At 45.4% G+C, this 23,682-nt stretch carries 20 protein-coding genes and 1 riboswitch; of the genes, 14 read left to right on the forward strand and 6 right to left on the reverse strand.

Translation table 11 applies throughout. The annotated features are described in order from the left end of the window. Nucleotides 1–316 precede the first annotated feature (316 nt). Nucleotides 317–2,458, forward strand: a complete 2,142-nt coding sequence (rlmKL, locus tag F0U83_RS06170) for a bifunctional 23S rRNA (guanine(2069)-N(7))-methyltransferase RlmK/23S rRNA (guanine(2445)-N(2))-methyltransferase RlmL (protein WP_138988704.1) — start codon at nt 317–319, stop codon at nt 2,456–2,458. 256 nt (nt 2,459–2,714) lie between these two features. Further along, nucleotides 2,715–3,923: an ammonium transporter gene (locus F0U83_RS06175; protein WP_138988705.1), complete on the forward strand. Its 1,209-nt coding sequence runs from the start codon at nt 2,715–2,717 to the stop codon at nt 3,921–3,923. Between the two features lie 87 nt (nt 3,924–4,010). On the opposite strand, the gene F0U83_RS06180 is transcribed toward F0U83_RS06175, so the two are convergent. Further along, complete coding sequence (locus F0U83_RS06180) at nt 4,011–4,325, reverse strand: hypothetical protein (RefSeq protein ID WP_138988706.1); 315 nt, start codon at nt 4,323–4,325, stop codon at nt 4,011–4,013. Nucleotides 4,326–4,423: 98 nt separating this feature from the next. On the opposite strand from F0U83_RS06180, the gene F0U83_RS06185 reads away from it, so the two are divergent. The 4 genes from F0U83_RS06185 (at nt 4,424) to F0U83_RS06200 (ending at nt 10,929) form a co-directional block, all read left to right on the forward strand. Then, nucleotides 4,424–5,305 carry a LysR family transcriptional regulator gene (locus F0U83_RS06185; RefSeq protein ID WP_138988707.1) on the forward strand — a complete coding sequence of 294 codons (882 nt, stop codon included), beginning with the start codon at nt 4,424–4,426 and terminating at the stop codon, nt 5,303–5,305. Between the two features lie 179 nt (nt 5,306–5,484). Continuing rightward, on the forward strand, nt 5,485–6,879 hold the full coding sequence (locus F0U83_RS06190) for a Wadjet anti-phage system protein JetA family protein (RefSeq protein ID WP_138988708.1): 1,395 nt from the start codon (nt 5,485–5,487) through the stop codon (nt 6,877–6,879). Further along, nucleotides 6,879–7,514, forward strand: coding sequence for a DUF4194 domain-containing protein (locus F0U83_RS06195; protein WP_138988709.1), 636 nt, complete (start codon nt 6,879–6,881; stop codon nt 7,512–7,514). The genes F0U83_RS06190 and F0U83_RS06195 overlap by 1 nt, the downstream gene beginning before the upstream one ends. After that, on the forward strand, nt 7,501–10,929 hold the full coding sequence (locus tag F0U83_RS06200; RefSeq protein WP_138988710.1) for an SbcC/MukB-like Walker B domain-containing protein: 3,429 nt from the start codon (nt 7,501–7,503) through the stop codon (nt 10,927–10,929). The genes F0U83_RS06195 and F0U83_RS06200 overlap by 14 nt, the downstream gene beginning before the upstream one ends. Here the strand turns inward: F0U83_RS06200 and F0U83_RS06205 are convergent. Then, nucleotides 10,915–11,661, reverse strand: a complete 747-nt coding sequence (locus tag F0U83_RS06205; protein WP_150036799.1) for a hypothetical protein — start codon at nt 11,659–11,661, stop codon at nt 10,915–10,917. The two genes, F0U83_RS06200 and F0U83_RS06205, sit on opposite strands and share 15 nt — an antisense overlap. On the opposite strand from F0U83_RS06205, the gene F0U83_RS06210 reads away from it, so the two are divergent. From F0U83_RS06210 to F0U83_RS06220, 3 genes are read left to right on the forward strand one after another with little or no spacing between them, the layout of a single operon-like run. Next, nucleotides 11,662–12,030: a hypothetical protein gene (locus F0U83_RS06210; protein ID WP_138988712.1), complete on the forward strand. Its 369-nt coding sequence runs from the start codon at nt 11,662–11,664 to the stop codon at nt 12,028–12,030. It begins immediately after the preceding gene. A gap of 20 nt (nt 12,031–12,050) precedes the next feature. Beyond that, nucleotides 12,051–13,418: a DUF3422 family protein gene (locus tag F0U83_RS06215; protein WP_138988713.1), complete on the forward strand. Its 1,368-nt coding sequence runs from the start codon at nt 12,051–12,053 to the stop codon at nt 13,416–13,418. Beyond that, on the forward strand, nt 13,415–13,723 hold the full coding sequence (locus tag F0U83_RS06220; protein WP_138988714.1) for a BolA family protein: 309 nt from the start codon (nt 13,415–13,417) through the stop codon (nt 13,721–13,723). The genes F0U83_RS06215 and F0U83_RS06220 overlap by 4 nt, the downstream gene beginning before the upstream one ends. Before the next feature lie 48 nt (nt 13,724–13,771). Here F0U83_RS06220 and aroA read toward each other — a convergent pair whose 3' ends face one another. Beyond that, on the reverse strand, nt 13,772–15,052 hold the full coding sequence (gene aroA / locus F0U83_RS06225; protein WP_138988715.1) for a 3-phosphoshikimate 1-carboxyvinyltransferase: 1,281 nt from the start codon (nt 15,050–15,052) through the stop codon (nt 13,772–13,774). A gap of 227 nt (nt 15,053–15,279) precedes the next feature. Here aroA and F0U83_RS06230 point away from each other — a divergent pair, with 227 nt between their 5' ends. The 5 genes from F0U83_RS06230 (at nt 15,280) to F0U83_RS06250 (ending at nt 20,474) form a co-directional block, all read left to right on the forward strand. Further along, nucleotides 15,280–16,836, forward strand: a complete 1,557-nt coding sequence (locus F0U83_RS06230) for a methyl-accepting chemotaxis protein (protein ID WP_138988716.1) — start codon at nt 15,280–15,282, stop codon at nt 16,834–16,836. Nucleotides 16,837–16,952: 116 nt separating this feature from the next. Then, the gene (locus tag F0U83_RS06235; protein ID WP_138988717.1) at nt 16,953–17,195 is read left to right on the forward strand and encodes an HP1242/YdcH family protein; all 243 of its coding nucleotides are present in this window, start codon (nt 16,953–16,955) and stop codon (nt 17,193–17,195) included. Nucleotides 17,196–17,320: 125 nt separating this feature from the next. Next, entirely contained in the window at nt 17,321–19,099 is a 1,779-nt protein-coding gene (locus F0U83_RS06240; RefSeq protein WP_138988718.1) for an ABC transporter ATP-binding protein, read from the forward strand. A gap of 85 nt (nt 19,100–19,184) precedes the next feature. Beyond that, on the forward strand, nt 19,185–19,652 hold the full coding sequence (locus tag F0U83_RS06245) for an outer membrane lipoprotein (protein WP_138988719.1): 468 nt from the start codon (nt 19,185–19,187) through the stop codon (nt 19,650–19,652). Nucleotides 19,653–19,685: 33 nt separating this feature from the next. After that, the gene (locus F0U83_RS06250) at nt 19,686–20,474 is read left to right on the forward strand and encodes a TIGR00266 family protein (RefSeq protein WP_138988720.1); all 789 of its coding nucleotides are present in this window, start codon (nt 19,686–19,688) and stop codon (nt 20,472–20,474) included. A 65-nt stretch (nt 20,475–20,539) separates the two neighbouring features. Here F0U83_RS06250 and F0U83_RS06255 read toward each other — a convergent pair whose 3' ends face one another. The 3 genes from F0U83_RS06255 to F0U83_RS06265 form a co-directional block, all read right to left on the reverse strand. Next, on the reverse strand, nt 20,540–22,267 hold the full coding sequence (locus tag F0U83_RS06255; RefSeq protein WP_138988721.1) for a DEAD/DEAH box helicase: 1,728 nt from the start codon (nt 22,265–22,267) through the stop codon (nt 20,540–20,542). Nucleotides 22,268–22,392: 125 nt separating this feature from the next. Continuing rightward, entirely contained in the window at nt 22,393–22,755 is a 363-nt protein-coding gene (locus tag F0U83_RS06260) for a hypothetical protein (RefSeq protein ID WP_138988722.1), read from the reverse strand. A gap of 49 nt (nt 22,756–22,804) precedes the next feature. After that, nucleotides 22,805–22,908, reverse strand: a riboswitch (SAM-I-IV-variant riboswitch). 36 nt (nt 22,909–22,944) lie between these two features. Beyond that, nucleotides 22,945–23,505: a helix-turn-helix domain-containing protein gene (locus F0U83_RS06265; RefSeq protein WP_138988736.1), complete on the reverse strand. Its 561-nt coding sequence runs from the start codon at nt 23,503–23,505 to the stop codon at nt 22,945–22,947. Between the last annotated feature and the right edge of the window lie 177 nt (nt 23,506–23,682).

A 23,682-nucleotide genomic window follows, 5' to 3' on the forward strand; every position in this document is an offset into this window, starting at 1 on the left:
GAAAACGTGAATATCTGAGACTGAATATTCATCCTGAGCTGTGGTTCGTCCATTCTTGGATCATCACAGTGACTATTATAGATAGCGGAAAAAACGATTGAGTTCGATTAATTAAAACAATCATTTTTTTTGAGTCGATAGTGAGCGGCTGCAAAAACACCATGCTTTCAGTTAGTTAAGTGACGGCTAAGGTGCTTAAATAAAACATGAAAAATAATCATGACGCATTTATGACAGCTTAATTGCTATTTTTGTATGTGATGATGTGCTTAATACACGGTTATACCGCGCTCCAACTAACTTACGTGGATAAATAATGAAATTTTTTGCGACCTGTCCGAAAGGGCTTGAAACACTCCTTCTTGATGAACTGACCGGATTTGGTGCAGAAAGTGTGAAATCCACAGCGACGGGTGCCGAATTTAGCGGTGATCTGGCACTGGCTTACTTTGTATGTCTATGGTCTCGTTTAGCTAACCGTGTGTTACTGCCCTTGGCCGAAGCGCCTGTCGAAACAGCGGAACAGCTTTATGATGCGGTGAAAAGTGTTGATTGGCTTGATCATATGGAAGCGTCTGGTTCCCTAAGTGTAGCTTTTACCGGAAGAACGGAATCGATCAACCACACCCATTTTGGTGCTTTAAAGGTCAAAGATGCGATTGTCGACCAGATCAGAGAAAAAACCGGTGAGCGTCCTAGTGTTGATCGTGACAACCCTGACCTAAAAATACATGCTCATATCTATCGTGGCCGATTGAATCTATCCCTTGACCTTTCAGGGGAAAGCTTGCACCGCAGAGGCTATAGAACGCAGGCTGGCGCCGCGCCTCTAAAAGAGAACTTAGCAGCGGCTATCTTAATGCGCTGCCAATGGCCACAGCTTGCGGATGAGCGTCCTGTGGTGTTTGACCCTATGTGTGGTTCAGGAACGCTACTGATTGAAGCGGCGATGATGTCTGCTGATATTGCGCCAGGCATCTATCGTGAACGATTTGGTTTTGAAGGCTGGAAGCAGCATCAACCTGATATATGGAGTCGACTTAAAGAGGAAGCTGAAGTACGGCGAGCTAAAGGGCTAGAACAATCATCGGTTCGCTTTTTTGGTGGTGATCAAGATCCCCGTATGCTGTCAATTGCCCGTAGCAATGCTGAAAGAGCTGGTGTTGAAGCGCTTATCGAGCTTAAGCAAGCTTCTGTTGAGCAAATGACGTGTCCTGTTGCTGATCAAGGTGGTTTGATGGTGACAAACCCGCCATACGGTGAACGGCTAGGTGAAGGGTCAGAGTTGATGTTCTTATATCGCCAGTTAGGTGATGCGCTAAAACAAGATTTTGCAGGCTGGAAAGCGGCTATTTTTACGGGAAACCCCGATCTTTGCCAAGTGGTCGGCCTGAAGGCAGACAAATCCTACCGTTTGAATAACGGCCCGATCGATAGCCGCTTGTTCCTTTATACGTTGTACGAAAAAGCGGCTGTGACTGAAACACACGAGCAACCAAGTACTCCCGCTGAGTTTAGTGAAACGGCACAAATGTTTGCTAATCGCTTGAAGAAAAATCTTAAAGCGCTAAAAAAATGGCAAAAGCAGAATGATATTGAATGCTACCGCCTCTACGATGCAGATATCCCAGAATATTCAGTGGCCGTTGATATCTATAAAGATTGGGTGCATGTACAGGAATACGCTGCCCCTGCCTCTATTGATAAGGTGAAGGCATTTGAGCGCCTGAAGGACGTTCTTGCGGTTATTCCGTCGGTACTTGAGGTGGAGCCCCGTAAAGTCGTTCTCAAACAACGTAAGCGACAGTCAGGTAGTGACCAATACGAAAAGCAAGCGAGCGTGGGCCGTTTTTTTGAAGTGACGGAGCACAACTGTCGTTTAAGGGTTAACTTACATGACTATTTAGATACCGGGTTATTCTTAGATCATCGTCCTGTTCGGCAGAAAATCCAGAAGATCTCTCAAGGGAAAGACTTCCTTAACTTATTCTGTTACACCGCTTCTGCCAGTGTTCATGCAGGTGTGGGGGGGGCTAAAACCACCACGAGCGTTGATATGTCTGCGACATATTTACAGTGGGCCATGAAAAACCTAGCGTTAAACGGTTTCAACGATAAGCACCACCGGTTTATTCAATCAGATTGTATTGTATGGTTGAAAAAACAGCGTAAGCCGGAATTTGATCTTATTTTTATGGATCCGCCGACGTTCTCTAACTCTAAACGTATGCAGGATGTATTGGATGTTCAACGTGATCACGTTGAGTTGATTCGTTTGGCGATGCGCCTGTTGCGAAAAGATGGAGTGCTAATCTTTTCTAACAACTACCGTAAGTTCAAACTCGATTACGACCTTTTATCGGGATTTGATATCAAGGATATCTCAACATCTACTATTGATCCCGATTTTAAGCGTAATAGTAAGATCCACACTTGCTTTGAGATCCGCTGGCCATAATTTGGTGCAACGCTTCCATTTGGCACATTTTGTGCTTTTTCTTAGTGCGCAGTCTTGAGACGATTAAAGCTCAATCTGCGCATTTTCATTATTTTCCTTTTTAAATTAATGGCTTAGTAAGCTTTTAATAAATTGCTTATTTGATTGATCGATATAAAAGGAAACCTAATGCACCCATTTGGGAATATTAATAAGAAATCGCACCATATTGGTGCAAATGTGGCCGAGGCAGCTTGCTTGAACGTGGGAGATTTGTGTGGAAAGTGTAAATAGTGCGGTTGAGACGTTAGTACAAAGTTCGAATACTTTGTTTATTTTAATGGGGGCTATCATGGTATTTGCCATGCATGCCGGCTTTGCATTCCTCGAAGTTGGGACGGTGCGCCATAAAAACCAAGTGAATGCTTTGGTAAAAATTATGACGGACTTTGGTTTTTCGGCGGTCGCTTACTTCTTTGTTGGTTATTGGGTTGCTTATGGTATTACCTTCTTTCAGGATGCCGAAACCTTAGCGGCGGGTAATGGCTACGAGCTGGTTAAGTTCTTCTTTTTAATGACCTTTGCTGCTGCAATCCCTGCTATCGTATCTGGGGGTATTGCAGAACGCGCTAAGTTTTGGCCCATTCTGATCGCATCTACATTAACGGTTGCTTTTGTTTATCCATTTTTTGAGGGCATTATCTGGAATGGTAATTTTGGCTTTCAAGCGTGGTTAGAAGCGTCTTTTGGTGCATCATTCCATGACTTTGCAGGTTCTGTTGTCGTACATGGTGTCGGTGGCTGGATTGGATTGGTTGCAGTGCTCTTACTAGGTATTCGTAAGGGACGTTATCGTGGGGGGCGTCTTGTTGCCTTTCCACCATCCAATATTCCATTTCTGGCGTTAGGCGCTTGGATCTTATCGATTGGCTGGTTCGGATTTAATGTAATGTCTGCCCAAACCCTAGACGGTATTTCCGGGCTGGTGGCTGTTAACTCCTTAATGGCGATGGTGGGCGGTATTATTGCTGCATTGATCGTAGGTAAGAATGACCCTGGCTTTATTCATAACGGTCCGCTAGCGGGACTTGTTGCGATTTGTGCAGGCTCTGATGTTGTGCACCCGATTGGTGCGCTTGCGATTGGTGCGATTGCTGGTGTGATATTCGTGTGGTTGTTCACGGTTCAGCAAAACCGCTGGAAAATTGATGATGTCTTAGGCGTGTGGCCTTTGCACGGTCTATGTGGTGCTTGGGGCGGTATTGCAGCAGGTATTTTCGGTAGTGAAGCGCTGGGTGGTCTTGGCGGTGTCAGCTTTATGTCCCAATTGATAGGGACAGTTGCTGGTATATTAGTCGCCGTTATTGGTGCTGGTATCGTATATGGTGGTATTAAGGCGATCTCCGGAATTCGCCTTAGCGAAGAGGACGAATTCAATGGTGCTGATTTGAGTATTCACAAGATTGAATCTACTTGTGAAAACTGATTGTCAGTGTAAGGAATAACTTCCTGTTTAGCCCTCAAATAGCTTTTGCTGCTGAGGGCTTTTTTCTGCCCTATATAAACCGCTTTATTAGGCAATTATACCCCGTTCTTGCAGAGCAGTAAGGACTTCCATGGTAATACTTCCTTCCTCAATTAGGGATATGAGCTCTGAGAATTCCGGTGTGCCCGCAACAAGATCATTAGAATCATGGGCCTGTTGTTCCGTCTCCCAAAAGTACACACACACCCATGTCTCGTCTCTTCGTTTATAGAGTGATTGGTGGAGAAAACCAGGGAGTGTCGACACTAAGTTACCGAAACGACTCATGCTATCAATCATATTTTTTTCGGTGACGTTTGGTGCAGATTTCCAAGTAAGGATTTCAAATATAGGGGGTTGCATAGTTTCCTTCCTTATAAGTTAAAAATTTAGCTTAACAAATGCCTTAAAGGATATAATCGATCTAATAGGACTTTCTAAATGTCCATTAGGGAATTATTGTGAGTCAGTTTGAATGGTCGCTAACGTTTAAAGCTATTGTCGATAACCAGTCTCTTGTTAAGGCTGCAGATCAGATTGGTGTTAATGCTTCAGCAGTGAGCAAACAACTGACTAAGCTAGAAGAGTCGTTAGGCGTACAGTTACTGAACCGTACAACTAGGCGCATTGCTCTGACTGAAGCAGGGAAAGGCTTTTACGAAAAAGTGACACGGTTAGAATATGAATGGCGGTCGACTTTAGATGAGGCGTCGAATTTGGCGGCGGATGTAAAGGGTATCATTCGTATTGCCGCACCACAGCCTTTGTTTAGCCGTTTCCTTATGCCTGTTCTCGCTGACTTTCAACGCCAGTATCCTGAGATATCGTATGAGTTACTGCATCATCAGATTGATCAACTTCCGTCAATTCATGCTGATTTATCAATCTGTCGAGAGATAGAAGACTATGACTCAAACTCTATTGTCATGGTGCCGTTTTACTCTTATCACAATCAACTTTTTGCATCTGCTGAGTATGTAGAAAAGCACTCATCTCTCAACGAAATAGCTCAGTTACGGCATCAACGCTGCTTGGTTTACAGTGATAAGAAGTATCCGTTGGAGTGGGTGTTTGAAAGGCAGACAGTAGCTTTAAACCGTGTGTTATACGTCAATAGTGCGGAAATTATGATCAGTGCTGCTAAAAACAGCTTAGGGATCGTATATCTACCTAAAGAAATTTTGCTCGAAGAACTGGACAATAAAACGTTAGTTCATGTGCTGCCTGAATTACAGAGTCCTAGACACAGGGCTTGTGTTTATTATCCAAAGGCCGATTTTGTTCCCAAAAAAGTAAGGGCATTAATCGATTTTTTGAAAAAGAATCGATTAATGAGCTCATAAATGTTTTGTTTGAAATGCCAGTAAGGTGTTGAGATGAGCCGATCCTACCTGCTTAGAATGCTCCAAATATCCAATATCCACTTTTTTGTCTTAGCTACCTAAGCTAGAATCCTCGTTTGAACTTTCATTTGCTGTTGCCTAACAGAGTGCAATTAACCTAGATTCGTATTGGATGATGAATGCTTTTTAATAAGCTCCCCGACGACTTATTTCTGCCCCTATCAGGTAAAAATCGGTATATATATCAGGCCGTTTTACTGCAACTGGCTGATCTCTTCTTCGACGAAGACCTGATTGACCCTTTCATTCCGAAAGATTTGGTTCGCTCCTCCATCGAAGACGCCGTGGTTCGTTTAGGTGTGCGTCGTTGGGAGCCGGAAGAGGATGATACAGACGATGCTGAACTCCCACGATCTAGCGCAGAATATACCAACCGGATTTACCGGCGTTTAGTGCAAACCGGCTGGATAGAGGAAGAGCAAAGGATTTATCGAACCTTTGTGTTGATGTCGCCTTCCATCAGTTATTTGTTAAGGTCGCTGGTATCCATCTCTACGTTGGAAAAACGCTCATATGGTGGTGCGGTTCTCAACGTTTTAAGCTCGTTAGAGTCGGCAGTTAATGATCCTGCGGGGCGCGGGATTACGCTATCAGAAGCTGCTCAAACAGCGGCTGAGTTCAGTGCTCATCTAACCGATATGATGCTGGGCTTGCGAGAGCTAAAGATTAGCCTAGCTAACTCCGAAAGCCCGCAAGAAGTGGTTCGAGGCTTTTTTGACCGCTTCGTTGAACATATCTTGGTATCCGATTATAAAACACTGAAAACCAAGAATAATCCGTTTCGCTTTCGTCGTCAGATTTTATCCCTGTTGCGTGATCTACAGTTTGATATGGTGAAGTTAGATAAGCTGGTTCGCCACTATCAGGAGCAGTTTGAATCGAACTATGAAGATGCTGAAGCGATGGTGCATCAGCATATCAATCGTATTATTCGGATTTTTGAATCAGTGGATAAACGTTTAGATACCATTGATGATTTCCGTTATCGCTTAGAAAAACGTGTTGCAGATACTGTCCGGTATATGGACAAAACGACGCCTGGGATGGCCTCGCGCCTTTCCCGTTTGATCACCGAAGTAGCCAAGCGCACCGATTTACCGGAGATTGATACCTTGGAGTCTGTTGGTTTTATCTCGCCCTCCAGCGTACGCTCGCCTATTCGCCGACGAATTCAAGCTGAGCCTCGTGTGATCAGACAGCAGGTTATAGATCCGAAAGTGATTGAATTACGTCAGCTATTCAAAGCCTTTAAAGAACGGCGTGAAGTGCGTATCGATCGAATAGAAAGTTACCTGGATGATCATCTGGCGAACAAAGAAAGCCTGCGCGCTAATGAGTTTCGTATCAACACCATTGAAGACTACATCTGCTTTAGTTATATCCGCCACCTTGCTTCGTTGGGCAAGAAAGCGAAAGCAACCGCAGACCGCTTTAATATCCAGTTTAATGATGATTACACTCAAGTTGCTGAGATGGTTGAGTGTCGTGATTTTGTAATTTATAGGAAACGCTAATGCTTGGGGATCTGCAAAAAATTATCAGTCGCAGTGATCAGTATGATGCCGGTGATTTTACCCGTGCAGCTAACTTATTGCTGACCAGTCAGTTTTTATATGCTGATCGCTCCTCGCATCGTGAGAGCTACTTTTTGGTGGCATCCCATGTTGATTACTTTACCAATTTGTTTGAAGCAATTGGCTGGTCATTTATCTATCAGCCAGACGAAGCTTATATGGGTATCTTGCCTAAAGGTGAGGAGCGCAATCTTAAGCTGCGCCTTGATGAATCCTTGCTCATGCTGTGTATGCGACAGCAGTATGAAACGAAGCTAGAGCAGTTTGAGGTGGAAAGTGGAAAAGCGTTTACAACCACTGACGAACTCCTGTCGCTCTATGAAAATCTGACAGGTAAAGAGTTACCTAATGAAACGCGTATGAAGGAGATTCTTTCTCTGTTTAGCCGGCACGGCGTCATTGAGCGTGGTCGTCCTAATGAGACAGACCCGAAGAATGTCCCTTTTAGTATTTTGCCAACGATTCGCCAAGTGGTAATAGAAGATTATATAGGTCAGTTAGAAGCTCTGTGCGATACCGATACCCGCGATGCGCTGACAGAAGCAGAGGAGGCGATCGCCGATGAAACAGCTTAATCGTATTGTATTGGTTAACTGGTATGTGCTTGGAGCAGTAGAAGTTCCTATTAAGGGTAATGTGGCTATTGTGGGTCCAAATGGCTCAGGTAAATCATCTTTACTGGATGCGATCCAAACCGTGCTGATGGGTGGGCATAAACGCAATCTTAGCTTCAACGCCTCAGCCGGACAAAAAAGCGAGCGCTCGTTGCGCACTTACTGTCTTGGTTTTATGGATGATGGCGGTAAAAAGGCGACGGCGCGAGAAGACTCCATTACTTATATGGCATTAAGCTTCTTTGATACAGAGACAGCGAAGGAAACGTGTATAGGCATTGCGATCAGCGCATCGACTTCTTCCCCTGAAGAGGAGATCTTAGGGCGTTTTATCTTGCCAAATTTCTCTGTGGCTTTGGACGACTTTTCTATCAAAGAAGGGGATGGGCGTTTACCTAAACCGTGGGCACAGGTGAAAACAGAACTGTTAAAACAGTGCCCTGATATGGTCTTAGAAAAACGGGCGAGTAAATTCGTAAAAGAGGTCACCAGTGCGCTAAGTCATGATCCATTGATGCCTAATGATGATGAAAAGTTCGTCAAAAACTTCAAGAATGCGCTCCGTTTTGTTCCGATCGATAGCCCGACAAAGTTCGTTCGTGAGTTTGTACTAGACGAGAATATCGTTCACGTTGGCGCTTTTCGAAAATCTTTGGATGAATATCGCGCGATGGAACAAAAAACGCGCGAAGTATTTAATCGCATAGAAGAGTTGGAAAAAGTTCAGGAGCTTTGCAAAGGGATCCAGCGCAATGTGAAGAATGCGGTGGAGTATGAGTGGGTTGTTCATGAGACTCGCTTTGAAAACGCAGATCTTAAGAAAGAAGATGCTCAGGAGCGTCTAGAGTCTAATCAAGAGAAAGAAACTCAGGTTCAGACCGAGCTGGAAGCTCATGCGGCCGAGATGAGCGATCTCATGCAAAACTTGGCCAATGCCCGTGCTCAGCTGAACAACTCAGATGCGGCCCACCAAATCAAAGCGCTGGAGAACTCTATTGCAGCACGTCTGCATGAAGAGGGTGTGGTCAAAGACAAAATCCAGAATGTTTATGGTTTATTCCGAACTACCGTGGGTTTTGCAAACTATGAGAACCTGCTTCCAGAAAGTTTCACCCCCTTAGTAAAGCGCTCGGTTGATTTATGGCGCTCAGGTGAAGACATGATGGCGGATGTGTGGCCACCAGAACCTGTTGAAGTCGACAATACCTTAGATGAGCTAAAGAAAAGTGTAGACTCGGTACGCCGTGATATTGGCCGTAAATTTGAAGAGTCAGTAATACGGATTAATGAATTACGTACGAGCATTCAGAATCAGAAAGGTGCTGTTGAGCAGTTAAAGCAAGGCCGTGCGCCTGTTCGCCACAACACCCGTGAGCTCATGGAGCTATTGTCTGAATATGGTATTGAGTCCACGCCGATATGTGAATTGGTCGATATTAATGAAGATAAATGGCGTATTGCGATTGAGTCTTTTCTAGGGGCTCGTCGTGAGGCTTTGATTGTTGACCCTGATCGTGTGAAAGAAGCGGTTACACTGTATCGTCGTAAGGGTCGACATCTCAAAGGTTGTCGTATTGTGAATACGGCAAAATCCCATGAGTGGATGAACCGCTCCAAGCCGCAGTCGCTTGCACAGTTTATCGATACAGATAATGAACATGCTCAAGCTTATATGAATCGTGCGTTAGGCGGAGTGATGGCGGTAGAAACAGAAGCCGAATTGTTACGTCAAGAGCGTGCTTTAACCTATGACTGTATGCTGCAGACGGAAGGCTCAACCACCTCTATTAATGAGCTATCGCCTATCATGGGTATACGCCGTCGTGGTGATCAGTTAGCAACCCAAGGTAAACAAGTTGATCAGATGATGGTTGAGTTTACTGAGATGGGCAAACGCCATGAAGCGTTGGAAAAGCTGCGTGATAACCTTATTAACTTGACCACAAGCTTGGCGGGTGCTGGCGAAAAAGTATTCGATCTTGTGCGTCAGCGTGAACAGTTAGGTACAGAGATAGAAGGCTATCGCCAAGCGATTACGGACCTTCGTAATCATGATGATACGGGGATTCAACAGCGTATTGCAGATCTTGCGGATAATTTGAAGGCGGCTGAAGAGAAGAACAAAGTGCTGATGGATAAGTTGCAACGTATCCGTACCAGCATGATTAAAGACTCAGCGGCATTAGAGGTGTTGGATCAAGAGTTATCTGAGCATGCAGAAGCCCGCAACACCTGTGAATCGAATAAAGATTTTGATGCCCAATCCGCTCAGGAGAAACGCGACTATTTAGATGAAAGTTGCGGTGGCGAGCTAGAGCGCGTCATTTTTGAAGCGGCCAAAAAAGCACAGTCTGAGCTGACACTGCATGAGAAGAAAAAATATTCAGTGCGTGATGCGGTAGCGAATTACAAAGCCAAATTTCATGGTGGCGGTATGAGTCATCAAGGGCTGGATAAGATCGGTCCTGATTCCTCTCATGAAGAGCTGGAACAGTATGTCGATGAGACCGTTCAAGCGCTCAAAGATTCTGAACTTGCGCTTTATACCCAAAAAGCAGAGCGTGCACGCTTAGAAGCAGAAACGGCGTTCCGTTCAGATTTTGTGGCGCATTTGAATGATCAAATCAACAAAATCAAAGACCTGATTCGTGAGCTGAACAATCACCTCAAACACCGTCCTTTCCATAAAGAGATGTATAGTTTTGAGATGTCTCCCAATCCTGAGCTGAAAGATATTTTAGAGTTGGTTGAGGCATACACGCGATTAGATCAAGCAAATGTCGGTTCTCTATTTGACCTGAAATATGATGAAGATAAGCCTCATCAAGACGCATTGGCTAAAATCCACGACGTACTCAAAGATGAGGGTGAAAGCAGCCTCCTGCAAGATTATCGTAACTTCTACAACTTTGAATTAGTTGTAAAAGACCTTAATGGTAACCGTAAAACAACCCTGACTCAGCGTATCAAAACCGGTTCTGGTGGTGAGCACCAAGTGCCTTTCTATGTGGCAATGGCTGCTGCAATGGGGGCTGCTTACCGGTTAAAAGAGGGGCCAGATGGTAAAGCGGTTGGCGGTATGAGCCTGTCGGTATTCGATGAAGCCTTCAATAAACTCGACTCGGAAAATACCATCACCTCCCTCGGTTTTATGACCGATCTGGGATTGCAGACGATTATCGCGGCACCGGATGAAAAATACTCACTGTTGTCGTCTTGTATGGATACGATTATTAACGTTTGCCGTGATGGTCGTGTTGTTGATATCGATGTGGAGTTCCCAACCCCAAAAGGCAAAGCTCTGCTAAATTCTGATAACCCCCGTAAGATGCTTGAGGCATCAGGGCTGTCAGAAGAGATGCTAGAAACGGTTTAACGACCAAAGTGTGCTTGTGTCCTCTTTTAAACGAGGCGCAGGCACCGTGTAAGTTGGCGTGAAGCTTAAAATCGCTTTGTCTTGATATCGTAACAGCAAGGTATTATCGATTTCCTGAATAGACCAGCCTGCGGGGGTGTCCAGTAACCGCAATAGGATGCTTTTTATTGGTGCTTCTTTTAGGGGAGCAGGTATAAAGCAGGGGTCGCTTAGTTGCTGGTGACTAAGTAAACAGCAAATATGATGCAAATCCCAAGTATAGGGTTTGGCTACTATCGGTGCTAGTGGCCTGACAAGCGTTGGAGCGATCAAGGTTTTATCTTTAGCAAAGTACTTTCTGACAGATAAATCAGAATGGACACCTAAAAAGCTGTTGTCACGAACATTACTTTTGAAATCCAGATCGCTTAATCCCTTGGTCACAGCAGATAGTTGCCAGTCACACGCTTTAATGAGCTGCCACGCAGGTTCCATACTGGTTTTGGAGCCTAGGCTGTATTTAATTGCCTGACGGCCGTCTAACATCACTTCATCGAGCAACGTCAGGTGTAAAAAAGTAGTTTGAAAATCGACTAAGCATAATGGTGATAGGGTATAAGCATAGGAACGCTCCCTACGAAAGAAGGAGACCCATTCGGTACGTGTTTCTAATTGATTAAGAACAGGTATATGCATCATGATAGTTCGTAGTCGCTTTGCCCAGAGTATAAATAGATTAGGTTGATAACGCACATGAAACTCTTAAATCGCTCCTCCCTTACCTTATTAGCGAAAGCACCCTTTGCGGAATGGGTTGCAACCTTGCCTGTTGACGAATTTGGATCCAGTGATATTTCTTTGGGTAGTTTACAAAAAGAGGGCAATGTCTACTTGATCGGAGAGGTTGAGTCCGAGGATGATTTTAGACGTGAGATCGGGCAGCACTGGCGCGCTATCTTTGAAAATGAGCTGGCAGCTTGGGATGAAATGGGCGATTTCTGGCCAAGTGACCTATCCCTAGAACTATTCAATCAATGGTTTACCGTTGGTCATCAGCTGATGGTATTTGATCTAACGGAAGAGACCTTACTAGTTGCACCGTTAGATAATCTATCTTTTTAGTACGTATTTGAGAATTAGCAATGATCAACGACGATATCACGGGTTTGCAGTTTCATCCTTTGCGAGACTCATTGTATGAAGAGATGCACTCACGCCCTTTTCAGGTCATACCGAGTCCTGCCAGAGTCAGTCATTTAGCGTTGATGGCTGATGATATTCAGAGAGTTTCACAATTTGAGCATCTTCAGGAGCTGTTTGAAATTTTAGGGGCTACTCCGCCCACGACTGATGAGGTGTGCGCTGAATATGATCTAGGGGCATTTCGGATTCGTCGTGAGAAACACTTGGAGTTTACCACCTACACCTTTATCCATTTTGATGCGCCTCCACGAAGCGACCCATTTGCCAGTACGGGTGTCACGCCTTTGCCGTCCGGGTGGTTAGAACGGTTACCCGGCCAGGTTGTGACGGCATTTCATCTTTCTGTTGAAGACTCCGGCAAAAGTGAAGATGAAAAACTCATGCTACCTAGGGTGAAAAGCTATTTTGAAGGAATGCGGCTGGTGGGTAGTAGCCCGCAGCAAGGTGATGCGCGTGTATGGACAAGCTTTAGGCTCCATAGTGACCATTTTGGCCGATTCCTCATTTGTAATAAACGGATGAGTGATAGTCAATTAGGGCGTCTGGCGCAGCGGCTTATGGAGATCGAGACCTACCGTTTAATGACCCTGATTGCTTTACCTCTAGCAAGAGCTTGTGCGCCGGATTTAGCAAAGATGGATCGCCAATTAGCAGCCCTAACACAGCGTTTATCAGAAGGCGGTGTGATTGATGAGCAGGCTATTCTGGGGGAATTAACGGATATGGCAGCTCGCGTAGAGGATTACCGTGCTAAAACGACTTTTCGTTTTACTGCGACTCAGGCATACCATGAATTGGTGCTCAAGCGTCTCGCAGAGCTTCGCGAGGATGAGGTGTCCGGTCACTTAACGGTTACTGAGTTTATGACCCGACGGTTAACACCCGCTGTGAGAACATGCCAGTCGGTTGGTGAGCGTTTGGAGGATATGTCTAAACGCATCGATCGGGTATCTGATATGATGCGAACTCGCGTTGAATTATCAATACAGGCGCAGAACCAACAATTATTGGCTTCAATGGATCGCCGTTCCAAGATCCAACTGATGATGCAGCATACCGTTGAAGGGTTGTCTGTTGCTGCCATCAGTTATTACTCTGTCGGGCTGATTAAATTGGTCATGGATGCTATTTATGACAGCGGTGTATCCTTTAATAAACATCTGGCACTGGGGGTTGCGGTCCCTGTTGTGATCAGTAGTGTTTGGTTGGCGACGCGTAAAATACATAAACATTTTCTCGCATTAGCTAAAGAGCAAAGGGATGCCGATTTAGCCGATGAGAAAGCAAGAAAAGAGGTATCAAAATGAGTGTAGCTCAGGTCATGGAGAGTAAACTGCGGGAAGCCTTAGCCGTTGAAGAGATCCAAATAGAAAATGAAAGCCATATGCACTCTGGTCCGGCAACGGAGAGCCATTTTAAACTATTGTTGGTTTCAGAAGCGTTTGCAGGGAAGCGCCTTGTGCAACGGCACCAGACGATCTATAAAATTCTGGCGGATGAAATGCAAAACCCAATTCATGCACTAGCGATGCACCTCTATACTCGAGAGGAATGGGCGGCTAAGAAGGGCGTTGTGATGCCATCTCCAACGTGTAGGGGCGGCTCAAAATAAAAGGCGAAAGCAAAGTGCCAGTGTGATCTCTGGCACTTTGGTATTTTGCTATTTACAGATCTGTTTAAAGAGATCGAAGTATTCAGGGAAAGTCTTGCGAGTGCAGCCAGGATCATTAATGGTGACAGGGGTGTCACTTAAACATACCAGGGAAAAGCACATCGCCATTCTATGATCGTCATAGGTGTCGATGGCAGCATGAGTGAGTTGTGCCGGCGGTGTGACTTCAATAAAGTCGTCACCTTCGACAACAGTAGCCCCCACCTTCTTCAACTCCGTCGCCATGGCGGATAATCGATCTGTTTCTTTGACGCGCCAGTTGTAAATGTTTCGGATAGCCGTAGTGCCTTCTGCAAACAGAGCTGTGGTAGCGATTGTCATTGCGGCATCAGGTATATGGTTCATGTCCATATCCACTGCTTTTAACGTTGATCCTCGGGTCACTTCAATATACGTAGGGCCGTACATTACAGACGCCCCCATCGCTTCAAGCACTTCGGCAAATCGTTTATCGCCTTGTACACTGTCAGCGCCAACGCCGTACACTCTTACCGTACCGCCAGCAATTGCCGCAGCAGCAAGGAAGTAAGATGCTGAAGACGCATCGCCCTCAACCATGACTTCGCCAGGAGAGCGATAAGTCTGCCCCGATTTGATGGTGAAACGCTCATAATTGTCATTGATAACATTGACACCAAACAGCGCCATGGTGTGTAAGGTGATATCAATATAGGGCTTGGATACCAACTCACCATCTACGTTGATGACCAAATCTTCTGACGCCATGGGAGCAGACATCAGTAAGGCTGTTAAAAATTGGCTGGAAATATTGCCTTTAATGCTGACTTCGCCGCCGTTCAGTCCATTCGCTTTGATAAGTAAAGGAGGGAAATTTTCATCTCCCAGATAGGTAATATCAGCACCCAGCTCTCTTAGCGCGTCGACCAGATCGCCGATGGGGCGCTCATACATCCTCGGTTCGCCAGTGAGGTGATATTCGCCTTCTCCTAAGCAGAGTGCTGCACAGAGGGGGCGCATAGCCGTACCTGCGTTACCTAAAAAAAGCTCGGATACCGTAGCTCCTAAGGCTTGTCCTGCACCCTGAAGAACGCACTCCGTTCTGTCTTCAGATAGCTCATAACGAATACCGAGCTTGGATAGTGCGTTCAGCATATGCTTAACGTCATCACTATCAAGAAGATTGGTGATCGTTGTTGTGCCTTCAGCTAATGCAGCAAGTAAGAGGATGCGATTAGAGAGGCTTTTGGAGCCCGGGATTCGGACTTCACCGGCAACCGCTTTGACGGGTTGGAGTGTCAGGCTTTCCATGGGTAGAACTCTATTATTGGCAATAATTCAGGGGGGTATAAACTACCTTGTGTTGCGGGTCAGGTCGAGTCTTTAAGCATAAAAATAGTTAGACGATTGGTTAATACATTAATTTGCACCTATTCCTATAAAAATCAGTGATATGGTCGATACAAGCAGGGAGTATGAAATTTAATAACCCATCGAATACGTATAAGTACTGTACGTCAGGTTTCGGAAGATAAAAAATGAAGAAAAACCTTCCCGTAAATGCTAAAGAATATACTTTCCAAAATGAAACACCGCTGATATCGACCACTGACCTTAAAGGACAAATCACATTTGTTAACGATGCTTTTGTGGAGATCTCAGGTTTTTCCCGCGATGAGTTAATCGGCAGCCCGCATAATATGGTAAGGCATCCTGATGTTCCCCCAGCCGTATTTGCAGATATGTGGTCCAAACTTAAGGCAAATAAGCCTTGGATAGGCGTTGTGAAGAACCGCTGTAAAGATGGTGGTTATTACTGGGTTAATGCCTATGTCACACCGATTGTAGAGCATGGGCAGACGCTCGGTTACCAATCTGTTCGGACGTTGCCAACAGCATCGCAGAAAAAGCGCGCGCAGGCGGTTTATGATCGCATCAACCAGAACAAAACTCGTTTTTCTTTTCATGATGTGAGTATTAATACGAAGGTTGCGCTGCTACCTTGGTTCGCTGCTTTGCTTCCTATTCTTGCTCTATATTTTTCAGGGGAAGCAGTGATCGTCCCCTCTATCGTAGCTATTGCTGGAGCTGCAATATGTTCAGGTCTGGCGTTGTACAGTATGAAGCCTATCAGGATGTTAGTGTCCCGCTCGCATGATGTTATTCAAAGTCAGGTGTTAGAGGAGATGTATGCCAACTCAGTATCGGAGGCAGGTTCTATCTATTTAGCTGCATTGACGAATAAAGCGCGCATACGTTCTGCGAATGTGCGGGTCAGTCACTCGGCACGGGCGTTAGATAACCAAGGGCGAGAAACGATTGATATTGCACACCAAGCTGAGGCCGCCATCACTAGACAGGTTCAGGACTTAGAGAAAATCTCACAAAGCATCAACGAGTTTACAGCCGCAATAGAGGAAGTCGCACAGTCAGCTAATGACGCATCGGCAAATACTCAGGAAGCTAATGAAAAAGCGAGGGCGGGAAAAGATGCGGTGAGTGAGACTATTCAGGCAATTTCTGGGTTAGATAGTAATGTTAGTCAGGCAGCGAAACAATTAGAGCTGCTTCAAGCGGCGACAGATGAAATTCACAATGCTACCCAAGTTATCAGTGAGATAGCTGATCAGACAAACTTATTGGCTTTGAATGCTGCAATAGAAGCGGCAAGGGCGGGAGATCAAGGGCGAGGTTTTGCTGTTGTTGCTGATGAAGTCAGGGCATTAGCGCAGCGCACGCAGCAATCGACACGAGATATTGATGAGGCGATTAATCGTTTAAGTGAAGAATCAGGGCAAGTCATCTCCGTCATGGAGAAAGGACAGCAGCAGGCGGCCGCCTGCGTTGATAAAGCTAACTATGCAGGAGCGGCGTTAGAAGACATTCGAGGACGTGTAGAGGTCATTGCTAATATGAACGCAATGATGGCCTCTGCATCTAGTGCGCAGAGTCATGCAGCGGAAGCTTTAATGATCGATATCGAATCGGTGAAACAGTCTGCAGAGGTGGCTTTGGAGGCTTCAAGAAATACAGAAAAAGCAAGCATTGGTTTAGCTAAGACCTCACGAGAGATCATACAGAGTGTCAATATTTAGCGGGATTAGATTCATTTATAGCTATCTTTGATAGGCGTCAATGAACCGGATGCTTGGTCGGGTGATACTACAATCGAAAAGCAATTAGAAATGTAACCCACAAGGAAATACCCCTCATGAGCATTGAACATCATGATTTAGTACATGAACTTCCTGAATACCGCGAACAGATTCACTCACTGAAAATGAGTGATGCGCATTTCTCTAAACTGTTCGACGAGTATCATGATGTAACAAAACAAGTAGAAAAAATGGAGGCGGAGATCGAGCCTGCTTCTACAAAAACCGAAGAAGAGCTAAAAGTTAAGCGACTGCATTTGAAAGATCAATTGTATGCTATGTTACGTGCTGCAAAGTAAGCCGTAACCGCTCTAAAAGCACCCGCATCTGCGGGTGTTTTTATTTGTCATCGTAGTGATTTCGATGCGATAGGACGACGAGTGTGGTATATATGCGGGCACAGAGATATAGGGATTGAGGTGCTATGCAACCAACCACTTTTAGTTGGAACTACATTCTTAATATTGCGCTTGAGCATAAAAAAGAGCTGGTTTTAGCTAACATTGTCGCCATTTTAGCAACGGTTGCTTCCGTACCGTTGCCTCTGTTAATGCCATTGCTGGTCGATGAGGTTCTGCTCAATCAACCCGGCGTATTGATAAATTCACTGCAGCCTTTCTTTCCAGAGCATTGGCATGGGCCAATACTTTACATCATGGCAATTCTTGTCATCACTGTTTTATTGAGGGGAATTGCATTAGTACTCAATGTTTGGCAATCGCGCCAGTTTACGATTATTTCTAAAGATATTATTTTCAGAATGCGATCATTAATGCTCAATCGTTTAGGGCGGATCGCTATGGCGGAATACGAAACCATTGGCAGTGGGGCGGTAAGCTCTCACTTTGTTACCGATCTGGATACGGTAGATCGTTTTGTTGGGAGCTCCGTTAGCCGATTGCTGGTAGCGTCGCTGTCGATTATAGGTACAGCGATTATCCTTTTATGGATGCATTGGCAGCTGGCTTTATTCATCATGTTTCTCAACCCGGCGGTGATCTACTTTACAACCGTAATTGGTAAGCGAGTCAAAGAGTTAAAACGACGGGAAAATCGTGCTTATGAGTTGTTTCAAGACGCCTTGACTGAAACATTGGATGCTATACAACAGATACGAGCAAGTAATCGAGAGCAGCATTACCTTTCTAGTTTGATGCACTCGGCAAAGCAGGTAAGGGATGATTCCAGTGCCTTCGAGTGGAAGAGTGAAGCTGCAGGGCGCTTTAGTTTTCTGATTTTTCTGGTGGGTTTTGACCTGTTCCGAGCCGTATCTATGTTGATGGTTGTCTTTTCCGATCTTTCTATCGGACAGATGATGGCCGTGTTTGGATATTTATGGTTCATGATGGGGCCTGTGCAAGAAGTACTGGGCATGCAGTATTCCTATTATGGTGCTAAGGCCGCGCTAAAACGACTTAATCGTATACTCGCATTGCAGCAAGAACCCAACTACTCTGCCTTAGAAAACCCCTTTAAGGGCCAGGAACGTATTGCAATTGATATTGAGGATGTGCATTTTGGCTACGAAGATGGCACTGAAGTCTTAAAGGGTATCTCTTTGAGTATTGAGGCGGGGCAGAAAATTGCGCTGGTTGGGGCAAGTGGTGGCGGTAAATCGACACTCGTTCAAGTGTTGCTAGGTCTCTATACGCCACAGTCGGGGCAAATACGTTTTAATGGTGTCCCTGTTGAGCGAATCGGGTTATCGGTTGTACGTGATAATGTAGCTACTGTTTTACAACATCCCGCATTATTTAATGGCAGTATTCGCAGTAATCTTTGTATGGGGCGAGCGTTCAGCGACGAGCAGCTTTGGGATGCTTTAACAACCGCGCAATTAGCTGAATTTATTAAAACGCTGGATGGAGAACTGGATGCAGTTGTGGGGCGCCAAGGTGTTAAGCTTTCCGGAGGTCAGCGCCAGCGTATTGCCGTTGCCAGAATGGTGCTCTCAGAGCCTAAAGTAGTGATTTTAGATGAGGCGACGTCTGCTCTGGATACGCAGACAGAACGCGCATTACACGGGGCGCTGACAACCTTTCTTGCAAATAGAACTACGATTATCGTTGCTCATCGGTTATCGGCAGTAAAGCAGGCCGACCATGTCTATGTGTTTGAAGATGGACAAGTAGCGGAAGAGGGTGATCATCAAGAACTTATCAAGCAAGACGGTTTATATTCTCGATTGTATGGTCAGCATTGATTCACTTAACTGAAATTATTCTTTGGAGAAGGTGTCAAAATATAGGCTTTATAAGGCTACTCGGTAAATAACAGGGATTAATACAATGAAGACTTTAAACACAATAACGTCAGCGATCGTCATGGGTGTGTTGTTAACGGGTTGCGCATCCCCCAGTTTGACGGGTACTACCTATAGCCGTAGCGAAGCACGGCAAGTCCAACATATTAAATATGGCACAGTTCTATCGGTTACTCCTGTTGTGATTGAGGGGCGCTCTGATGGCATTGTAGGCACGGGTGCGGGTGCAATTATCGGCGGTATTGCAGGTAGTACAATTGGCGGAGGCAAAGGTAGTAGCATTGCATCGGTTATTGGAGCTGTGGCTGGCGGTATGGCAGGTCAGGCAATTGAAGAAAATGCTACGCGCAAGCAAGGTCAAGAGGTAACGGTTCGGTTAACAAACGGAGAAGAGCTATCGGTTGTGCAAGAAGTCACTGATCAGCGATTTTTTAATGTTGGTGAGCAGGTAAGGCTCTTGCAAAGAGGTGGAGTTATCCGCGTTACTTACTAATCTACGTATCAACAAACTAAGGAATTTGTAAACATGCGTTGCCATGAAGTCGACTATGAAATTTTTGGATCTGAGATGCAGCTGGTGGAGATCGAGCTTGATCCTGGTGAAACAGTGGTAGCTGAAGCTGGCGCTATGACCTACATGGAAGAAGGCATTTCGTTTGAGACTAAAATGGGCGATGGCTCTGAACCGGATCAAGGGCTCATGGGTAAGCTGTTTTCTGCGGGTAAGCGTATGGTGACAGGGGAGTCTGTATTTACCACCCATTTTACGAATCAAGGACGTGGCAAGCAGCGTGTCTCTTTTGCTGCCCCTTACCCAGGTAATATCGTTGCGCTAAATATGGCTCAACTTGGAGAGCGAGTAACGTGTCAAAAGGATGCTTTTCTATGCGCTGCTTTAGGAACAAAGATTGATATTGCCTTTAACCGAAAATTAGGCACGGGTTTGTTTGGAGGGGAAGGCTTTATTCTCCAAACATTGGAAGGCGACGGTATGGCTTTCATTCAAGCCGGGGGAACGGTGATTCGCAAAGAGCTAAATGGTGAAACGCTTCGTGTTGATACCGGATGTCTTGTTGGTTTTACGGATGGGATTGACTATGACATCGAACGTGCGGGAAGCCTGAAATCGATGGTATTTGGCGGCGAAGGGTTATTTTTAGCGACATTAAAAGGAACTGGCACCGTATGGTTACAGAGCTTACCTTTCTCACGTATGGCAGATAGGATTATTGCCAGTGCTCCTTCTGCCGGAGGCGGCTCTAAAGGAGAAGGCTCGGTATTAGGTGGTTTGGGTCGAATGATAGATGGAGACTAAGTAACTCTGTAAGAAAGGATATATAAAAAAAGCACCTTAGTATAAAGGTGCTTTTTTAGGGTAGATCAATCCTTTTTGCGCGGCTTCTTAGTGCGAGGCCCCTTATTGGATGGGCGACTACTTCGAGACGGTTTAGATGCGCCATCGACTTTCTTGATGCTCAGTCGTTGGCCACAGACCATCGCTTTCTGGAGTAGGGCTTCAACCTCTTTAGGAAGTCCTGCAGGAAGATCTACAAAGGTTGCTTTTTCTCGAATGTCGATATGACCAATATAGCGACTTTCGATATCAGCCTCATTTGCAATCGCCCCCACTATGTTACCTGGTTTAACACCGTGTTCACGGCCTACTGACAGGCAATAGCGTTGCATTTCAATATCAGATTCAGGGCCCTCTCGACGCTTACGTGCTGGACGTTCGCCTTTTTCGCGAGGAGGGCGATCTTCAAAACCTTTAGGGCTTCGAATCTCTTTCTCATTGATCAGCAATGGCGTCTGGCCTTGCAATAATGCGGCAAGTGCTGCTGCAATGTGCATCGGGTCAGTATCGTGTTCATGTTGATACTCAGTTAAAAGGTCTAAGAACTGAGAGATATCTTTATTATCCAAAACATCGCTGATTTGTTGTTTGAAGCGATCAATACGTTTTGTATTGATATCAGCGGCAGATGGAAGATCCATTGGTTCAATTTTTTGGCGCGTCGCTTGTTCGATCATGCGCAACATGCGCTGTTCACGAGGCGACACGAAAAGGATAGCTTCCCCTTCACGGCCAGCACGGCCTGTTCGACCGATACGGTGGACATAGGACTCAGTATCATATGGTATGTCGTAGTTTAAGACATGGCTGATACGTTCAACATCTAATCCTCGGGCAACGACATCAGTAGCCACTAGGATATCGAGTTTTCCTTGCTTCAGTCGTTCAACCGTACGCTCTCGAAGTTGCTGAGATACATCGCCGTTAAGTGCTTCACAAGCGTAGCCTCGTGCTGTCAGCTTTTCGGCCAGTTCGATAGTTGCTGATTTCGTACGAACAAAAACAAGCATGGCGTCGAACTGTTGCATCTCTAAAATACGAGTCAGAGCATCCAACTTGTGGAGACCGCTAACGCGCCAGTAGCGTTGCTTGATAGTCGTGGCTGTTGCAGTCTTGCTGGCAATCTTAATTTCTTCAGGGTTTTTAAGATGCTGTAGGGCAAGGCGGCGAATAGCTGATGGCATTGTTGCCGAAAATAATGCAATTTGTCGTGTTGCAGGTGTGTGCTCTAAAATCCAGTCAACGTCGTCAATGAAGCCCATGCGTAGCATTTCGTCGGCTTCATCCAGTACTAATGCCTGCAGGTCGTCCAGAACTAGGGAACCGCGACGGATGTGATCCATAACGCGACCCGGTGTGCCAACAATAACATGTACACCACGACGCAATTGTCTTAACTGTCCGTCATATGCCTGACCGCCATAAATAGGCAGTACATGAAAGTTTTTGATATGACGGGCATAAGTTTGAAAGGCTTCCGCGACTTGAATAGCCAATTCTCGTGTCGGTGCTAGCACGAGTAGTTGTGGCGTCGTTTTTTTAATGTCGATACGTGACATTAATGGTAATGCAAATGCAGCCGTTTTTCCGGTACCTGTCTGTGCTTGTCCTAGCAGGTCTCTACCTTCCAAAAGGTGTGGAATACTGGCAGCCTGAATTGGCGAAGGTGTTTCGTAGCCGATCTCTTGAAGCACTTGCAACAAAGGAGCGGCCAAGCCCAATTCTGAAAAAGCGGGCTGGTCGTCTAGTGACATCTAATTGAACCTGTGTAAATCGTAGTTGCGTCAATCGCAACCGAGATGGGATGATATGACATATAATCGAGCATTATAAAATATATGGCCGATTTAGTACAGAATGGTTTTGCGTTGCGAGCGGTTTATTTGAACATTTTTTGATCGATCCATCTTTGAGTGGATGATGCGTTTATGTCAGGTAGGTGAAGCGATTCCGCGAGCAAAGTAATAAATTGCTGGTCGATCAATGACTCACCTTTTAGTTCTTTGCTTAAGTAGCAAGAAGTGTTCTTGCTATTCTTATATTCCACATACACAAAGAGCCTATCATGGGGGATGCCTCTCTGGTCTTTTCTTTTGCCTTTTGCAGTCCATACCCACGTGTGGCATAAATGCTGTTTGTTGTATAAGGGAAGCTCGATGAGTCGCTCATCCCCTGATTGAAAGGATGGGGGGTGATCAGTGCTCGCAGATAGATCAGCTGTTGGTAAATGTGCTTCGAACATGAGAAGTCGCTCCAGATTTAATAAAAACCGAGAGCTGACGGATTTGACGGGCCACCTGTATATTTGTCAATTGACCACATCACCGATATCGGTAACCACCTTGCCCAGGAAGGCAGGTTGGCGAGGACGTCAGCCCTACTCAGGATGTAGGGTTAATTTAACATCAGGTCTAAAGTGAGGCAATACTTGTCAGGCGGTAACCCATAAAATTTCAGCGTCTTGCTTGCTGGTTGAGATGACCGCATGACCCATTTCGCAATCGTAATAGGCACTATCTCCCTCTTCCATGGGGACGGGTTCGTAAAACTCTGAATAAAAGATAATACTGCCGCTGATTACATACAGTAGCTCTTCACCTTCGTGTCTTACCCATTCGCCAAATTCCTCAAAAGAGCGTGCTCGAACGGTGGTTTTGTAGGGTAGCATTTTTTTGCTAGTGAGTTGGTTGGCAAGTAACTCGTGCTCGTAAGTAGGTGTTGGGTGGGGTTTGCCTTCCCCGGAGCGAGTAATATCTCGTCTGCCTCCTGCGCCAGCTGTTTTGGAAGGCTGGGTAAATAGTTGCGGAATATCAATTCCTAAACCTTTTACTAGTTTAGATACGGCGCTGAAAGTGGGGGATATTTGCTCGTTCTCAATTTTTGAGAGCGTTGATCTGGCAAGGCCGGTTAATTTGCTCGCTTCTTCAAGAGTAAGGTTTTGGCTAAGACGAATCTCTTTCACACGTTTACCTAGCTGAAGCGGTTCAACCATTGTCTCACTACTGGTATGCCGAGTAACCTCGAATGCAGGGTTTTCGCTTTTTTGTGGCAGTAGTTGATCAGACATTGGGCTCTCCATAATGCATGGCTCATATTATTCTTTTCAATAGGTGTCTTTAGTGGCCAAAGAAAAAGAGTATCAGCTATTATAGTAAACTTCGCGGCAAAT

Origin of the sequence: Neptunomonas concharum, assembly GCF_008630635.1 — a bacterium.
GTDB lineage: Bacteria > Pseudomonadota > Gammaproteobacteria > Pseudomonadales > Balneatricaceae > Neptunomonas > Neptunomonas concharum.

Excerpts from the sequence above, each read along its gene's own strand:
- F0U83_RS06220 (WP_138988714.1), top strand. The coding sequence starts at position 13,415 with ATGAGTGTAGCTCAGGTCATGGAGAGTAAACTGCGGGAAGCCTTAGCC.
- F0U83_RS06240 (WP_138988718.1), top strand. The coding sequence starts at position 17,321 with ATGCAACCAACCACTTTTAGTTGGAACTACATTCTTAATATTGCGCTT.
- F0U83_RS06215 (WP_138988713.1), top strand. The coding sequence starts at position 12,051 with ATGATCAACGACGATATCACGGGTTTGCAGTTTCATCCTTTGCGAGAC.
- F0U83_RS06190 (WP_138988708.1), top strand. The coding sequence starts at position 5,485 with ATGCTTTTTAATAAGCTCCCCGACGACTTATTTCTGCCCCTATCAGGT.
- aroA (WP_138988715.1), bottom strand. The coding sequence starts at position 15,052 with ATGGAAAGCCTGACACTCCAACCCGTCAAAGCGGTTGCCGGTGAAGTC.
- F0U83_RS06180 (WP_138988706.1), bottom strand. The coding sequence starts at position 4,325 with ATGCAACCCCCTATATTTGAAATCCTTACTTGGAAATCTGCACCAAAC.
- F0U83_RS06235 (WP_138988717.1), top strand. The coding sequence starts at position 16,953 with ATGAGCATTGAACATCATGATTTAGTACATGAACTTCCTGAATACCGC.
- F0U83_RS06200 (WP_138988710.1), top strand. The coding sequence starts at position 7,501 with ATGAAACAGCTTAATCGTATTGTATTGGTTAACTGGTATGTGCTTGGA.
- F0U83_RS06210 (WP_138988712.1), top strand. The coding sequence starts at position 11,662 with ATGAAACTCTTAAATCGCTCCTCCCTTACCTTATTAGCGAAAGCACCC.
- F0U83_RS06230 (WP_138988716.1), top strand. The coding sequence starts at position 15,280 with ATGAAGAAAAACCTTCCCGTAAATGCTAAAGAATATACTTTCCAAAAT.
- rlmKL (WP_138988704.1), top strand. The coding sequence starts at position 317 with ATGAAATTTTTTGCGACCTGTCCGAAAGGGCTTGAAACACTCCTTCTT.
- F0U83_RS06250 (WP_138988720.1), top strand. The coding sequence starts at position 19,686 with ATGCGTTGCCATGAAGTCGACTATGAAATTTTTGGATCTGAGATGCAG.
- F0U83_RS06260 (WP_138988722.1), bottom strand. The coding sequence starts at position 22,755 with ATGTTCGAAGCACATTTACCAACAGCTGATCTATCTGCGAGCACTGAT.
- F0U83_RS06195 (WP_138988709.1), top strand. The coding sequence starts at position 6,879 with ATGCTTGGGGATCTGCAAAAAATTATCAGTCGCAGTGATCAGTATGAT.
- F0U83_RS06245 (WP_138988719.1), top strand. The coding sequence starts at position 19,185 with ATGAAGACTTTAAACACAATAACGTCAGCGATCGTCATGGGTGTGTTG.
- F0U83_RS06255 (WP_138988721.1), bottom strand. The coding sequence starts at position 22,267 with ATGTCACTAGACGACCAGCCCGCTTTTTCAGAATTGGGCTTGGCCGCT.
- F0U83_RS06265 (WP_138988736.1), bottom strand. The coding sequence starts at position 23,505 with ATGGTTGAACCGCTTCAGCTAGGTAAACGTGTGAAAGAGATTCGTCTT.